The sequence below is a fragment of the Synechococcus sp. MU1617 genome, from assembly GCF_020514235.1.
In the GTDB taxonomy this organism is placed as follows: domain Bacteria; phylum Cyanobacteriota; class Cyanobacteriia; order PCC-6307; family Cyanobiaceae; genus Parasynechococcus.
Window position 1 is genome coordinate 234,260 of sequence record NZ_VTLB01000001.1, and the last position, 13,785, is coordinate 248,044.

15 protein-coding genes are annotated in these 13,785 nt (G+C 61.5%); 4 read left to right on the forward strand and 11 right to left on the reverse strand.

What is annotated here, in order from left to right:
* Positions 1-2 precede the first annotated feature (2 nt).
* The 10 genes from recG to FZZ90_RS01405 form a co-directional block, all read right to left on the reverse strand.
* The gene (recG, locus tag FZZ90_RS01360) at positions 3-2,441 is read right to left on the reverse strand and encodes an ATP-dependent DNA helicase RecG (protein ID WP_226424428.1); all 2,439 of its coding nucleotides are present in this window, start codon (positions 2,439-2,441) and stop codon (positions 3-5) included.
* 32 nt (positions 2,442-2,473) lie between these two features.
* Complete coding sequence (locus tag FZZ90_RS01365) at positions 2,474-3,595, reverse strand: hypothetical protein (protein WP_226423994.1); 1,122 nt, start codon at positions 3,593-3,595, stop codon at positions 2,474-2,476.
* 5 nt (positions 3,596-3,600) lie between these two features.
* Positions 3,601-4,263 (reverse strand): translation elongation factor Ts, encoded by a 663-nt coding sequence (tsf, locus tag FZZ90_RS01370; RefSeq protein ID WP_226412227.1) that lies wholly within the window; start codon positions 4,261-4,263, stop codon positions 3,601-3,603.
* An 84-nt stretch (positions 4,264-4,347) separates the two neighbouring features.
* The gene (gene rpsB / locus FZZ90_RS01375) at positions 4,348-5,064 is read right to left on the reverse strand and encodes a 30S ribosomal protein S2 (protein WP_006850376.1); all 717 of its coding nucleotides are present in this window, start codon (positions 5,062-5,064) and stop codon (positions 4,348-4,350) included.
* 130 nt (positions 5,065-5,194) lie between these two features.
* Positions 5,195-6,127: a glycosyltransferase family 2 protein gene (locus FZZ90_RS01380; RefSeq protein ID WP_226423995.1), complete on the reverse strand. Its 933-nt coding sequence runs from the start codon at positions 6,125-6,127 to the stop codon at positions 5,195-5,197.
* A gap of 89 nt (positions 6,128-6,216) precedes the next feature.
* Positions 6,217-6,372 (reverse strand): hypothetical protein, encoded by a 156-nt coding sequence (locus tag FZZ90_RS01385; RefSeq protein ID WP_006850288.1) that lies wholly within the window; start codon positions 6,370-6,372, stop codon positions 6,217-6,219.
* Between the two features lie 36 nt (positions 6,373-6,408).
* Positions 6,409-7,086 (reverse strand): DevA family ABC transporter ATP-binding protein, encoded by a 678-nt coding sequence (locus FZZ90_RS01390; RefSeq protein ID WP_226423996.1) that lies wholly within the window; start codon positions 7,084-7,086, stop codon positions 6,409-6,411.
* On the reverse strand, positions 7,086-8,255 hold the full coding sequence (gene devC, locus FZZ90_RS01395) for an ABC transporter permease DevC (protein WP_226423997.1): 1,170 nt from the start codon (positions 8,253-8,255) through the stop codon (positions 7,086-7,088). The genes FZZ90_RS01390 and devC overlap by 1 nt, the downstream gene beginning before the upstream one ends.
* Positions 8,252-9,148: an HlyD family efflux transporter periplasmic adaptor subunit gene (locus tag FZZ90_RS01400; protein ID WP_226423998.1), complete on the reverse strand. Its 897-nt coding sequence runs from the start codon at positions 9,146-9,148 to the stop codon at positions 8,252-8,254. The genes devC and FZZ90_RS01400 overlap by 4 nt, the downstream gene beginning before the upstream one ends.
* Entirely contained in the window at positions 9,148-9,891 is a 744-nt protein-coding gene (locus tag FZZ90_RS01405) for a phycocyanobilin:ferredoxin oxidoreductase (RefSeq protein WP_226423999.1), read from the reverse strand. Before FZZ90_RS01405 ends, FZZ90_RS01400 begins: the two co-directional genes overlap by 1 nt.
* An 18-nt stretch (positions 9,892-9,909) precedes the next feature.
* On the opposite strand from FZZ90_RS01405, the gene FZZ90_RS01410 reads away from it, so the two are divergent.
* Positions 9,910-11,193: a pitrilysin family protein gene (locus tag FZZ90_RS01410; protein WP_226424000.1), complete on the forward strand. Its 1,284-nt coding sequence runs from the start codon at positions 9,910-9,912 to the stop codon at positions 11,191-11,193.
* Positions 11,190-12,446, forward strand: a complete 1,257-nt coding sequence (locus FZZ90_RS01415) for a pitrilysin family protein (protein ID WP_226424001.1) — start codon at positions 11,190-11,192, stop codon at positions 12,444-12,446. The genes FZZ90_RS01410 and FZZ90_RS01415 overlap by 4 nt, the downstream gene beginning before the upstream one ends.
* On the opposite strand, the gene FZZ90_RS01420 is transcribed toward FZZ90_RS01415, so the two are convergent.
* Positions 12,443-12,670 carry an NAD(P)H dehydrogenase assembly family protein gene (locus FZZ90_RS01420; protein WP_226424002.1) on the reverse strand — a complete coding sequence of 76 codons (228 nt, stop codon included), beginning with the start codon at positions 12,668-12,670 and terminating at the stop codon, positions 12,443-12,445. The two genes, FZZ90_RS01415 and FZZ90_RS01420, sit on opposite strands and share 4 nt — an antisense overlap.
* Positions 12,671-12,726: 56 nt before the next feature.
* Here FZZ90_RS01420 and FZZ90_RS01425 point away from each other — a divergent pair, with 56 nt between their 5' ends.
* Together FZZ90_RS01425 and lspA are read left to right on the forward strand one after the other, a co-directional pair.
* The gene (locus tag FZZ90_RS01425; protein ID WP_226424003.1) at positions 12,727-13,296 is read left to right on the forward strand and encodes a biotin transporter BioY; all 570 of its coding nucleotides are present in this window, start codon (positions 12,727-12,729) and stop codon (positions 13,294-13,296) included.
* Positions 13,293-13,769 carry a signal peptidase II gene (gene lspA / locus FZZ90_RS01430; RefSeq protein ID WP_226424004.1) on the forward strand — a complete coding sequence of 159 codons (477 nt, stop codon included), beginning with the start codon at positions 13,293-13,295 and terminating at the stop codon, positions 13,767-13,769. The genes FZZ90_RS01425 and lspA overlap by 4 nt, the downstream gene beginning before the upstream one ends.
* Positions 13,770-13,785: the final 16 nt, after the last annotated feature.

A 13,785-nucleotide genomic window follows, 5' to 3' on the forward strand; every position in this document is an offset into this window, starting at 1 on the left:
GGTCAGTTCAAAGGGGTGCCGCCGCTGAGGCGACGCTGCTGTGCATCGAGGGTCTCGCGCAGCAACGGGTGCTGCTCGAGCTCGGGATCATGCTTTAACAGCCCCTGGGCAGCTGTTCGTGCGTCCTCCAGAACGGAACCATCATCAGCAAGGCTGGCAAGGGCCAGATCAGGCAGGCCCGACTGACGGGTTCCCAGAACCTGTCCAGGCCCGCGCAAGCGCAAATCCATCTCGGCGATCTCGAAGCCATCGGTGGAGCGCACCAGCACATCCAGACGCTGGCGGGCCAGAGGGTTGGAGCTGCCATTGATTAACAGGCAATGGGAGGCAGCAGCACCACGGCCGACGCGCCCCCGCAACTGATGCAGCTGCGCCAGGCCAAAGCGTTCGGCATGGTCGATCACCATCACGCTGGCTTCAGGCACATCCACCCCCACTTCCACCACCGTGGTTGACACCAGCACCTGGGTCTTGCCCGCAGCGAAATCGGTCAGCACCGCCTGCTTGTCGGCACTGGAGAGACGTCCATGCAGCAGACCAACTGCCAGATCAGGAAAAACCTCCGAGGCCAATTCAGCGTGAACCTCAACGGCTGAGCGAAGCTCGAGCTTTTCCGACTCGTCCACCAGAGGCAGAACGACATAGGCCCGCTGGCCCAGCTGCACCTCCTCACGGATCAATTCATAGGCCTTCTCCCGCTTTCCAGCCGTGAGCATGCGAGTGCGAATCGGTGTTCGCCCTGGAGGCAATTCATCGATCTGGCTGACATCCAGATCCCCATGGATCGAGAGCGCCAGGGTCCGTGGGATCGGTGTTGCCGTCATGGTGAGCAGATGAGGCTGCAAGCCCTTGTTGAGCAGGCGATCTCGTTGATGCACACCGAAACGGTGCTGTTCATCCACCACCACCAGCCCCAGGCGGTTGAACACAACCGGATCCTCGAGCAGAGCATGGGTGCCCACCAGCACCTTCAGGGAACCATTGGCTAGGTCATCCAGCAGCTCCCGGCGGCGGGGCCGTGGCGTGGATCCCGTCAGCAACGCGACGCTGACATGGAGCTGCGGCAACCAATGGCAGAGGTTGCGGTAGTGCTGCTCGGCCAACACCTCCGTGGGGGCCATCAGGGCCCCCTGCCAGCCCGAAGCAATGGTGCTGAGCAACGCTGCAATGGCAACCACCGTCTTTCCAGAGCCGACATCCCCCTGCACCAGACGGGCCATGGGTTCGGTGCGCGCCAGATCAGCTTCGATCTCCTGAAACACGCGTTTCTGGGCTGCGGTGAAGTGGAAGGGCAACAGAGCCATGAACTCCCCCACAAGCCCATTGGAACTGGACTGAAGATCCAGGTCCGGTCCCTTCCGGGAGCGCAGCGCCTGGCGTCGGCGCAACAGGCCGAGCTGCAGGAGCAGAAACTCATCGAACACCAGCCGGCGGCGTCCCTGATCGAGGCTCTCGCGATCCTTGGGCGCATGCAGGGCCTGCAGGGCATCCGCCAGCGTCGGCAGATGGAATTGCCGCTGCAGCGCGGCGGGGAGAGGATCAGACCAGGATGCCGCGAGGGGCAAGACCTGATCGATCAGGCTGCGGAAACGATCAGCTCCGACCCCTTCGGTGAGGGGATACACCGGGAGAAGTCGCCCGATGCTGGGGGATTTGACCGGAGACGAGGGGCTGTCCAGCACCTCGATCAATGGATCCTGAAAGGTGATGCCGTAGGGGCCGTCTTTCACCAGACCACTAACGGCCACGGTGGCACCAACGGGGTAGAGGCGCTGCTGGCCTTTGAGGTAGGCCGGAGAACTGAAGCGTTTGCCCGCCAGGAAACGGCTTACCTTCAGGCGACCCGTCGGATCCTGCAGCTGGAGCTCGATGATGGCGAGGTTGGTGTTCCTCGGGCTGACAAATCCGTTGCAACGACGAATCGTGGCAACGATCGTGGCTGTTTCCCCCGACACCAGCGCCTCAATGCGGCGCATCGCGGAGTAATCGACATGATCGCGGGGGTAATAGCGGAGTAGGTCACGCACCAGAAGTAGGCCGATCGAGGCCAGCCGAGCAGCGAATTTCGGCCCCACACCACGGATCTGGGTGATGGGACTGTCGAGCTGCAGCGGGGAGGAGGTCCGCTTCTGGGTAGACGCCTCCACCTTGAGGCGTGGCGGTGCCATGGGAGCCGAGGGTTCCAAGCGATGGCGCAGCTCATGCAGCCACTGACGGGCATCGGTGACCAAGCGACGGCGGGCAGGATCAGCGAGGTCCGGATAATCGGCAAAGCCTGAGCTGAGCTTGGACATTCGCTCATTGACACCCTGGGGAAAGGGCACTGCCGGTGGGGCGGCGAGCTGCTGCTGCAGGAAGTCGTGAAACCGCTGTTGGCGACCCTGCAGATTCTGAAAACCACGGTCAGCCTCCAACCCCAGCGAGCGCTGAATGGGAAGCATCCACGCGAGGAGCAGCGACAGCTGCTCGCCGGTCAGTCCCCGCTCAGCTGCTGCGTTGAATCGGATGGGGTCTGCCAATGGGTCCGGGCCTCACGATCCAGGGAGCGACGCTGCCAATGACGCTGCTGCCGCACCATTGTGAGCAGAGCATGGTGGTGAGTGCGCAATCGTTTGCGGCACTGACGCAGACGTGGGCTGTCGAACTCCAGATCGTTGCTGCGTAAGAGCACACAGAGCACATCCATGCCCTGGTCGAGCTCACCGACAGCCAGAGGGAGGCGCAGGCGAAGCACGTTCGTCGCGGTTGGCTGCGTTTCGACTTGTCCCTTCAAGACAGCATCAAGAAGGCTGATGGGCAGGAGGGTCTGGGCCAGCCCTGACCGCAGCATCTGCACATTCACAGCATGGGACAAGTTGCGAAGGCGTCGCTCAAGCGCCTGATCCATGGCGTGGATCCAGTGCAACAGCGCATCCGGCTCACTGGGGAGAAAGTGGTCGTTGCCTTCAACCGATTGATCCAGATCAACACCGTGCTCAAGGGGCTGTTGGGCCTGCTGCATGGCATCACCGGCCAGCTCGAACAGTGAGCGGAGCACATCCAGATCTCCGGGCGATTTGGCTTCCTCTGGTTCAGGGACCGGTTCCGTGACGGGATCCTGAGCAGCGCTGTCCTGGGGGGACTCAAGCGGTGAAGCCAAGCTCAACCGGATGGAACCACTGGGCTCCTCCCGTGGCAGACCAGGCGCCGGGCTTTCGAGTTCAGGCGCAGTGTCCTGGGCCTGGCGACTGAGCTTCTGAAGCATGCTTCGGCTGGCATGGGCCTGCTGACGCCGTTGCTCATCTTGCATCTGCCGCACCAGCTGCATCAGCTGCTCCACCGTGAGCAAGACGCTGCAGCGGTCAATCAGGTCGGTAACCGACGCATGGAAATTCTGACGGGTCGACTCCGGCAGCCGACTGAAACGGGAGGGATCAACCTCACCAAGAAGATTGAACAGGGCCTGACGGGTGGCTCCTTCCAGCAGCTCCCGCAGAACTTGAAGATAGAGAGCCTGCTCCCTGTAGAGGGCAATGGCCCTGAGCCGGCACAACCGTTGTAGGCGTGCCAGCTGTTCTGACGGGTCGTAAGCAGGCCTGACGTCCGGTTCGGACAAGGGAATCAGCCGGCGTTCTGCATGGACGCCACTTCAGCAGCGAAATCGTTGTCTTCCACCTCGATGCCCTCACCAAGGGTGTAACGGGTGAAACGACGAACTTTCACGTTCTCGCCGATCTTGCCGGCGGTTTGCTTCACCAGGTCTGCAACGGTGATGGAGCTGTCCTTGATGAAGGGCTGCTCCATCAGGGCGAGTTCCTTGAGGCGCTTGCCAATGCGACCTTCAACGATCTTTTCCTTCATCTGCTCAGGCTTGCCTTCGAGATCGTCACGGCCCATCTCGATCGCCTTTTCCCGCTCACGGATCTCGTCGGGAATCTCGTCGGTGGTGACGTACTCGACGTTGGGGCATGCCGCCACCTGCATCGACACATCACGAAGAAGCGACTGGAACATGTCGCCCCGTGCCACGAAGTCGGTTTCGCAGTTCACCTCAACCAGCACACCCACGCGGGCACCGGTGTGGATGTAACTGCCGATGGCACCCTCGGCGGCGGTGCGACCGGATTTCTTTTCAGCGCTGGCGATGCCTTTCTGGCGGAGCCACTCAACGGCCTTGTCGGCATCGCCTTCTGTGGCGGCCAGGGCCTTTTTGCAATCCATCATCCCTGCGCCGGTCTTGTCGCGCAGTTCTTTGACAAGCTTGGCGGATACGGCAGCAGCCATCGGTCGGAGCAGTGAGAAGGGAAATTAAATCGCCGCCGATTCCCTGTTTGGAATCAGCGGCGTGAACTTAGCGGTCAGAGGAGATCAGCCTTCGCTGTCACCACCACGCTGATCGTTGGAGCCATGGCGACCCTCATTGATCGCATCAGCCAAACGACCAAGGATCAGCTGCACAGAACGAACGGCGTCGTCGTTGCAGGGAATCGGCACCTCACAGAGATCCGGATCGCAGTTGGTGTCCAGCATGGAGACCAGGGGGATGTCGAGCTTGCGGGCTTCGAGCACGGCATTCGACTCACGACGCTGGTCCACCAAAACCACCACATCAGGCAGGCGACGCATGTTCTTGAGGCCACCCAGATACTTCTGGAGACGCTCGAGTTCACGACGCAGCACTGCACCCTCTTTCTTGGGGCGCATGGCGATAGCACCACTGGATTCCATCCGCTCAAGATCCTTGAGACGGTCGATCCGGGCCTTCATTGTGGTCCAGTTGGTGAGCATGCCGCCCAACCAGCGCTGGTTCACATAGGAGGCTCCGCAGCGGGCGGCTTCAAGCGCCACCACTTCAGAGGCCTGCTTCTTGGTACCGACGAAGAGAAAGCGCTTGCCGCTGCGGGCAGCAGAACGGGTCCACTTGTAGGCGTTGTTCATGCAGACGGCGGTCTGCACAAGGTCGATGATGTGAACGCCGTTGCGCGCGCAGTAGATGTAGCGCGACATCTTGGGGTTCCAACGACGGGTCTGGTGCCCAAAGTGGGCACCAGCCTCCATCATCTCGGCGAGGGTTACGACAGCCATGTTTTGAGGGTTTCGGGTTCGCCTCCACCTGCCAGGGACCTGAACAACCAACAAGAGCTGGTCTCACGGTGCACCCGAAACGGGCAGGTGTGCGGAGTGAAAGGACCTATAGAAGGTATCAAAACGTTGATCAGCGAAGTCCCGCCGCTCTGGCTTCACGGAACAGGGCGCGCACACCAATGCGATTGAGGGGCAAACGAAGCAGCTCCATCGCTGTTCCCTGATAGCCACGCCGGATCAGCCAGCGGAGCAGCGGTCGAAGGCTGGAGGGATTGATCAGCCCGCCGAGGTTGAGCACTTCCCAAAGGATGCGATGGAACCAGGTGAACTGGATGATCAGCCGCACCCGCCTGGTTGGATGTTTGCGGTAGAAGACAAGCCCCATACGGGCTCGTTCTCCCTCCACTTCCACAAGGCGGGGGATCTGATCGAGGGTTAGGGCGGGGTGCCAGTGGTAACCGACCGCGTCGGGACACTTCACCAACTCAACCCCCATTCGCCGCAGGCGCTCACCCAGTTCCAGGTCCTCCCAGCCGTACAGGCGAAAACCAGTGTCGAACAGGCCTGAACGCTCCAACACCTCCCGATCAATGGCCACATTCCCGGTGGCGAAATAAGCCCAGGACAAGTCACGTAATTTGTGGCGTTCCGTGCAAGGTGCTTCGAAGTTGGCGGTGTTGATGACAGCGCCATAGGTGAAGCAGAGCCGATCACCACGCCGGTGCCAGCACTGCTGCAACGCCCGTGCATGGGTGGCCAGAAAGGTCTCTGTGACCACCAGGTCGCTGTCGATGAAAACGATCACATCACCACGGGCGTGATCCACGCCGCGGTTCCGACCCTCCGCAGGACCACCATGCGCCTGCTCAATCAGGCGCACATGGGGAAAACGAATGGCTTGCTCCCTCAGCCACGACGGCGTTCCATCGCTGGAACCGTCGTCGACCACAACAACCTCGTAGTCCTGAAGAGCTCCAGCAAGCTGCTGATCTTCCAGTGCCGAGAGGCATTTCTCGAGGATCGGGCGTCGGTTGTAGGTCGGAATAACGACGCTGACGAACATCGCGACGGCCGATGCAGAAGGGAACCCAGCCTACGAACAACAAAAAAGGGGCCCGAAGGCCCCTTTTTATGGATGATTTGATCCGCTGATCAGTCGGCGGCACCACCGTTGTTGGCGGTTCCGGTCACACCATTACCAGCGCCTTCACCGCGGCCATCGTTCCGCATCTTGCGCTTCTTGAACTTGCGCGCGTAGGCGCGGTTCCGCTCCTGCTTTTCTTTCTTCAGGTTTCTGCGCTTGGCCATGCGGAACTGCGGGCTCTGATATCAAGAATCATCCTACTAAACAGCATTCATTAGACGCCCATCCTCCATTTGAAGCAGGCGATCGGCGACATCAACGATGCGCGGGTCATGGGTCACCATCAGCACCGCGCAGGATTGTTCACGGGCCAGTCGGCGAAGCAACTCCACCACCTCCCGACCCGTGCGGCTATCTAATGCAGCGGTGGGTTCGTCAGCAAGGAGCAGCCGAGGGTTTGCGGCAAGGGCACGGGCAATAGCGACCCGTTGCTTCTGTCCACCGGATAAGTCGTGAGGAACTTTGCCCATATGGTCCTCCAGACCGACGGCACGGAGCCACTGACGGGCTTCATCCCGACGAGCCCTGTAACTGAGATCAGGCAGAAGATCGGCTCCCATCTGCACGTTCTGTTCTGCAGTGAGGCAGCGCAGGAGGTTGTGGCCCTGAAAAATCATGCCAATGCGCCTGCGCACCTGCTGGCGGCACCGACGGCCGGCCCCATGAAGTGATTGACCAAGCACCGACACCTGGCCCTGCTGAACCGTCCGTAAGGCGCCGATCAAGGTGAGCAGAGTTGTCTTGCCACAGCCGGAGGGACCGGTCAGCAAAACCACTTCGCCCGGCTCAATGTTGAAGCTGATGTTCTGAAGAACCTCGCGGCGCATTCCCCCTTGGCCGAAGGCATGAGAGAGGTTGTCGACAACTACAGCTGCCATCAGAAGATCTCCGCAGGGTCTGCATCGATGAGACGACGCATGGCCAGGAAAGACGACAACATGCACATCACCAGGATCATCACCAGCACGGTCAACGCCCGGGATAGATCCATGCCGACGGGCAGCTTGGTGGCGTCACGAACGAACCAGTACAGCCCCTGACCGGCCAGGTAGGCGGGGACGTATCCCATCGCCGCCAGATAGAAGCCCTCACGGACCACCACCCCCAACAGATGACTGAGGCGATAGCCCATCGCCATCAAGGTGGCGTACTCCGGCAGGTGATCACTCACATCGGTGTAGAGCACCTGGTACACGATCACGCAGCCCACCACGAAGCCCATGGCAGCGCCGAGGGTGAAGATGAAACCGATCGAGGTGCTGCTTTTCCAGTAGTTCTGCTCGAAATCGATGAAGCCCTGCTTGGTCAGCACCAAAACATCTTTGGGCAGTCGCTGGCCTAGTCGGGACACCACCTGCTCAGGATCCACTCCTGGCTTCAACCGCACCAAACCCACTTCGATCGCCCCAGGCGGCTTCTGGGGCATCAGATCGAGGAACGTCTCAGTGCTCGTGAGCAGATTGCCGTCGGCACCGAAGCTGGTGCCCAGACTCACCAGGCCGGCGACACGGACTCGGTTGCCAGCGATCTCAGTTTCGACCACCCGGCCATCGCGATACCAATCGGCAATGGGTCCGAATTCGGGGCGTGACAGCTGATCAAACAGGATCCGCCCTTTCTGTTTGAGAGCATCAGTTTTTTCAGCCAGGGATGGGTCGACAAAGAAGGGGTCGTCGGGATTGAACCCCAACGCCAGGATCGACCGGTTGCGACGCGTTTCAGGGTTCCGCCAGAGCATCAGCCCCCAGTGCACCGGGGTCACCCCGTCGACATCGGAATCGGCCAGGGTCTGAACCAGCCGCCGCCTTGGAAAGGCTTCCATGCTCACGGAGCTGGCGGAGCGGGGACTGATCAGAACGACATCGGCATCGAACAGCCGGTGCGCCGTGACGCTGGCATCGAACAGACCATCACGGAATCCGAGCTGCATGAACATCAGAATTCCCGCAAAGCTGATGCCGGCAAGTGCCACCAGCAAGCGGACGGGCTGGCGCGTCAGCAACAACCAGGAGAGAGGAATCCGACGGCCCCGCCAGAACCGGTTCATGGATCGAAGCGGGCAATCACCTTCAAACCAGCCAGACGGCTGACCTTGGCGGCATCTTCAGGGTTAAGCACCACATCAACCACCACAACACGGGCATCCGCATCGCCGGTGGGATCGGTGGAAAGAACAGACCGTTGTTCCACCTGCGGGCTGATGCGCAGAACGCGACCGGCAAGTTCACCGCGGAAACCACCGTTCTCGCTAATGAGGCGCACGGACTGATCGAGGCGGATCAGGGAGATATCGGATTCATAGACCTCGATGCTGGCCTGCATCGCCTGGTTGGCCCCCACATCCATCACCCCATCCGCACCAGGGCGCTCGCCTGCACGGGCATGCAGCTTGAGCACAACACCATCAAGGGGCGAGATCAGCTGGCTCAGCACGAGGTCGGCCTGGAGCCCTTTGCGCTCCGCCCGGGCCTGATCCCGCTTTCCCTGAAGGCGCACCAGCTCTTCACGCTTGTTGTCCACCAGAGTCAATTCAGCTGCACCCCAATCAGCGGCTTTGCTGAAGCGCTCCACTTCGATGGTCTGAAGACGAATCTCCTGGTCGAGGCTGCGCAGCTGCGCATCGATACGCTCCAGATCAGCGAGGAGGCCATCCCGGTGATCGAAAGACGCCAACACCTGGCCCCGCTTGATCAGATCGCCCTCATTCACATTGAGGGCTGACACCCGGGGTGTCCCCGCCATACCCGCATTGGGAGCGGCCAGATTGCGGATGTCCCCGGCAGGCTCCAGCTGCCCCAGGGCAGCAACCGCTTCCGGACGAACCATGGGTGCAGGCGCCGGTTCAACCGGTTTGGGTTCGGGAGTCGGCCGCAGCAACCAACCGCCAATGACGGCAATGACCAAACTTCCAGCCAGAACAGACCAGCGCTTGGGGGTCATCAGAGTTCCGGTGGGTTGTCGAACAGAAGCATGTCGATGTAGCGATCGGCCCAGGCGGAATCGAAGGCCTTCTCGAGCACGCGGCGGGTCTTGTCGTTGCGTTTCTGCTGAAGGCAATAGTTCAACTGACCCTCGTACCGGCGGACTGTAGTGAGAGCCGATGAAGGTTCGGGAGTCGCTTCCATCACGCTGGTGGCCATCACCTGCAGGTAGTGGCTCACCAACTCCAAGAAGGCCGCTTCCTCGTCAGCACCATCGGGGCGGATGAAGCACACCTTGTTCGAGAAGATGACCGATCCCCAGGCCGGAAGGTCCCGAACCTGACGGAACGCAGGCCAGGGCTTGGCCTCCAGCCGCTGAATCAACTGCTCCGGCAGGGCATCGGAGGTGGGGGAAAGATCGACGATCGCGGCGGAAACGCCAGCGGGGCCCGTCACGATGTCGGCCCCGAAAATCGGCAGGTCGTAATGGGGATCGGGGAACCAGACGCTGTGGAGGATTTGCAGTCCGTTGCCGAGTCGCGCGACCTCCAAATGAAGTTTGCGAAGTCCGATGCAACGAAAAAGCTCGTTGCCGATCGATAGGCCTTCACCATCGAGTTGCCCCTGGATGAAGCGCAGATCCTCATCGCAGGGAAGGATCTCCAAGCCAGGCAATCCCGCCCAGGCACTACGGATCGCCGCCGCCAAGGCATGCACGAGGGGATGCTGTCCTGGCGGTGGCGCCAGCGGCTTGGGCTGCATCGAAGGGGCAGGGACAGAATGGAACTTTGCCACGCAGTTCTGAACCTTCCGTTCTCCGGTCCCCCACTGGACCATTGGACCCTCCCCAACGGAGTGGGCTGCGTGACGGCCGACATGCCGGATGCACCCCTGACCTGTCTCGATCTCTGGTGCCGTGCCGGCAGTGCCAGTGAACAGCCAGGGGAGGAGGGCATGGCCCATTTCCTGGAGCACATGGTGTTCAAGGGAAGTGAGCGGCTGCCCGCAGGGGCGTTCGACGAGGCCATCGAAGCTCTGGGGGGCAGCAGCAATGCCGCAACAGGTTTTGATGACGTTCACTTCCACGTGCTGACACCGCCGGATCGAGCCCGCGAAGCGTTGGATCTGTTGCTCGAACTGGTGTTACTGCCAAGCCTCGAGCGAGACGGGTTCAACACGGAACGGGGGGTGGTGCTTGAGGAGATCGCCCAATACGCCGATCAACCCAATGAGCAGGTGTTGCAACTGCTGTTGAGCAAGGGCTGTAACCAGCACCCCTACGGCCGACCCATCCTGGGTACCCCCCGCAGCCTGGAGGCCATGACGCCCGAAGCCATGCGGGCGTTTCACCAGCGGCAGTACCGAGGTTCCAACTGCTGCCTAGCGATGGCCGGGCCTGCATCAACTGAGCTGCGCAGTGCCGTGGGGTCCTCGGCTCTGGCTGGCCTCCTGGATGCCTCTGATCCTTCATCACCGTCATCCCCCCTGAGCGTGCGTCCTGGACGCGAGAGCGTTGTTGTGGACCGGCTTGAATCAGCTCGACTGCTGATGCTCTGGGAAGCACCCCAGGCCCAGGATCAGGGCGGAGTGATGGCGGCTGATCTCGCCACAACCCTGCTGGGGGAGGGACGACGCAGTCGTCTCGTGAACCGCTTGAGGGAGGAATTGCAGATCGTTGAAAGCGTGTCGATGGACCTCTCGGTTCTGGAGCAGGGAAGCCTGATCACGCTTGAGGTGATCTGCCCGGACGAGCATCTGGAGGCTGTGGAAGACGAGGTGAACCGGCAGTTACGTGCCATGGCAGATGAGCTCGTCAGTGATCAGGAACTGAAACGGGGCCAGCAGCTGGTGAGCAATGGACTTCGCTACTCCTTGGAATCGACGGGCCAGGTGTCTGGACTCAGCGCCAGCCAAACCCTCTGGGACCGTCAGCAGGATCTGCTCCACCCCCTGGCCTTCCTGCCGCCATGGACGGCAGAGCGGCTTCGCTCAGACCTCTTTCCCAGGCTGCAACCCGAACAGGCGTTTGTCCTGACCGCCCAAGCCAAGACGGAGAACGGATGAGCAACCCAGAACTGCTGATCGAACCGGTCTCCACCCCGGGGATTCTGGCCGCAAAACTGTTGCTTCCTTATGGCAGCGCCGACGATCCTGCCGAAACACGGGGAGCCCATGACCTACTGGCATCCCTGCTCAGTCGCGGCTGCGGCCAACACAACCACGTGGAACTGGCGGACCTTGTTGAGGGATGCGGAGCAGGTCTGCGCTGTGATGCCCAGGAGGACGCGCTTGTGCTGAGCCTGCGCTGCACGGTGGAAGACGCAGGGCAGCTTCTGCCCTTGTTGGCACAGATGGTTCGTTCCCCCCAGCTTGAGCCTGGCCAGGTGGCTCTTGAACGTTCACTCACGATTCAGGCCTTGCAACGGCAGCGGGAGGACCCCTTCCATTGCGCCACGACCGGATGGAGGCAGCTCACCTATGGCAACGGGGGCTACGGCCACGACCCCATGGGCATCGCTGAGGAGTTGGTTGATCTGGATCGCAAAGCACTTCTTCCCCTGGCGGAACGGCTGGCTGGGGCATCGAGCGTTCTCGCCCTGGCGGGCAGCGTCCCGCTCCAAATAATCGACAAGATTCGCTCGCTTGAGGACTTTCGCGACTGGCCACAGCGGAACAGCAAAGATCCTTCAGGCCGCCGCCCCTACGCCGAAGCGGTTGGGACCGAAACGATCCAGCTCGAACCAATGGACACCGAACAGGTGGTTCTGATGCTTGGGCAGGCGACGCTGGGACATGGCCACCCGGATGAACTGGCGCTGCGTTTGTTGCAGTGCCATCTGGGGGTGGGCATGTCGAGTCTGCTGTTCCAGCGTCTACGGGAAGACCATGGCGTGGCCTACGACGTGGCAGCTCACTTCCCTGCCCTGACGGGGCCGGCGCCGTTTGTGCTGATGGCCTCCAGCGTGGAGGAGCGCTCAGAGCTCGCTCTGGAGTTGCTGCTGAACATCTGGGATGAGCTGAGTGAGCAGCCCCTCAGTGAGGCCGCACTGGAGCTCGCACGGGCCAAATACATCGGTCAGCTTGCCCAGGGGCTGCAGACCTGCTCCCAACGGGCGGAGCGACGCGTTCAGCTGAAGGCTCAGGGGTTGCCCGACGATCATGACCAGCGCTGTGTTGAGGCTCTCGCGGGGCTGACACCGACGGATGTTCGCCGGGCAGCCAAACGTTGGCTGAGCGAGCCACGACTCAGCCTGTGCGGAACCTCCGGCGCACTGGAGCAGCTCGCCCGGCGCTGGCGGCGCCGGGCAGCTGCTTAGTCCGCCTCAGCGGCATCCACCGCATCCAACCGGTCGAGGGGGATCAGAAACGTTCCCCGGCGAAAACGCACGGCAACCGTGTCAATGGGATGAAGCGCAACCACCTCGCCCACCTCACCGACCGCGACCAGATCAGGCGGTCGCAGCATCGGCATCGGATCCGCCGACTTGAGGTATGCAAGCTGCTGCGACAGGCGCAGGCGATCACCAATCGATACCTTCATCTGGACTGGGCAGAATCTGCATTGTCGAGCAGGATGGGCCGAGTTGAGCGACTGATGTGAGGGCTCTCGCCTCCTGGTGTGGTGCCCTGGCGGGTCTGCTGGCCATCCTCTCCGGTGGCCTTGTGCCGGCCGCGTTGTTCCTGCCTGCCCCCAATCCAATCATTCTCCCCCTGCCCGTCACATGGCAGGTACCAGCGCTGCTGCTCTGCGCCATGGTCAGTGGACCGCGTGCCGGCGTGATGGCCGCTGTTGGCTATCTGTCCCTGGGGTTGTTCAGTCTGCCGGTGTTCCATGGCGGTGGCGGGTTGAGCTACGTGCTTGAACCGGGTTTCGGCTATCTGGCGGGCTTCGTTCCCGCGGCTTGGCTCACCGGTCGGCTGGCGCAGCAGGACGGCATGGATGACCTGCCAAGACAGTCGCTCTGCGCCCTTGCGGGACTGCTCGTTCTCCAGATCTGCGGGGTGCTGAATCTCGCCTTCGGGGCGCTGTTGGGGCGATGGTCCCTTGGCTTCCCCGAGCTGCTGATGCAGTTTTCGATCGGTCCGCTACCGGCTCAAATGCTGCTCTGCATCGGTGCAGGATTCCTCTCAGTTGTGCTGCGCCGGTTGTTAATTATCGAGCCATGAAGAGAGCACTTCCGCGTCGCTCAACCCTGCTGATTGCCCTGGTCATCGTGATGATGGATCAGCTGAGCAAGGCTGCGGCCTCCAGCGCTTTGCAAGGGGGCCAATCCCTACCAGTGCTGCCACACCTGCTCTCCCTGCAATTGGTGCACAACACCGGCGCAGCCTTCAGTGTTCTTCAGAACTCCACTGCCCTGCTTGGGCTGCTCAGCTTTGGTGTTGGCATTGGGCTGATCTTGTGGATCTGGCGTGAACGGGTGCTGCCGTTCTGGCAAGCCCTTGCCGCTGCGGCGCTTCTGGGCGGAACCCTGGGCAATGGTCTTGATCGTTGGCGCTTGGGGCACGTGGTGGATTTTCTGGCGCTCCAACCGATCGATTTCCCGATCTTCAACGGAGCAGATGTCGCCATCAATCTCGCTGTGCTCTGCTTTGCCATCGACCTCATCACACGCCGGGGTGACAGCAGCCGTGGCTGACCCAAACTTGCCCTGA